The organism is Psychrobium sp. 1_MG-2023 (genome assembly GCF_030689115.1).
Taxonomy (GTDB): Bacteria; Pseudomonadota; Gammaproteobacteria; order Enterobacterales; family Psychrobiaceae; genus Psychrobium.
Genome location: NZ_JAUYVJ010000071.1, coordinates 1 through 1,229, shown reverse-complemented (window position 1 = coordinate 1,229; position 1,229 = coordinate 1). Strand labels below are relative to the sequence as shown.

The following is a 1,229-nucleotide window of genomic DNA, read 5'->3' as shown; positions in this document are numbered from 1 at the left end:
GCAAAAGTTAAAGATCCAGCGGGTAACGTGGGTGAACTAACAGAAAAAGTCATCAAAGACACCATTGCACCGAACCCTGATGATGGCAAAAACAGCCTAGAGATTGGTGGCGGTGAAGACGGCTTTATCAATAAAGATGAAATCGGTGACACGGACCTTGGTTTAGTGGTTGAGCCAGGCGCGAGCATTGAAGAGCTTGTGATCACAGGCCCGAACGGCGGTACGGTCACTGTTCCAGTAGACGATATCGTGATTGGTGAAGGCGGTGTGGTTGAGATCCCTGGCCTTGACTTATCAGGTCTTGGTGAAGGTGAGTTAACCATCACGGGTAAAATCAAAGATCCTGCGGGTAACGTGGGTGAGCTAACTGAAAAAGTCATCAAAGACACCATTGCACCGAACCCAGATGATGGCAAAAACAGCCTAGAGATCGGTGGCGGTGAAGACGGTTTCATTAATAAAGATGAAATTGGTGACACAGACCTTGGCTTAGTGATTGAGCCAGGCGCGAGCATTGAAGAGCTTGTGATCACTGGCCCGAACGGCGGTACGGTTGTTGTTCCAGTAGACGATATCGTGATTGGTGAAGGCGGTGTGGTTGAGATCCCAGGCCTTGACTTATCAGGTCTTGGTGAAGGTGAGTTAACCATCACGGGTAAAATCAAAGATCCTGCGGGTAATGTGGGTGAGCTAACAGAAAAAGTCATCAAAGACACCATTGCACCGAATCCAGATGATGGTAAAAACAGCCTAGAGATTGGTGGCGGTGAAGACGGCTTTCTTGACCGCGCTGAGGTGTCTAATACAAGCCTATCGCTTAAAATTGAAGTTGGTGCAACAATAAGCGCGATAAGCATTTCGGATAGCAGCGGAGCGATATTTATTGTTCCCACTGAAAAAATTAATGTTGATGAAAACGGTACTGTTGAAATAGTTGGATTAGACATATCTCACCTTGCTGAGGGAGAGTTATCCGTTGTAGCTGAAATTATTGATCTTGCAGGTAATCGCGGTAACTTAGTTGAAACAGTAATAAAGCATACCAATACTGAAGTATCGCCTATTAGTGACAGTAATGTGGCGGATAATACTATCTCAGAGAACGCCGCCATTGGTCAGCCAGTGGGCATTACGACTCTTGCGACTGACCCAGATGGCGATAACGTCAGCTACGAGTTAGTCGGTGACAATAAAGATTTATTTAGCATTGATGCGAATGGCGTGATCAC

General features: G+C 46.3%; 1 protein-coding gene. It reads left to right on the top strand.

Annotation, left to right across the window (positions count from 1 at the left end):
• The coding region (locus tag Q8W26_RS17790) for a hypothetical protein (protein ID WP_305473878.1) at window positions 1–1,229 on the top strand (1,229 nt) is incomplete at both ends.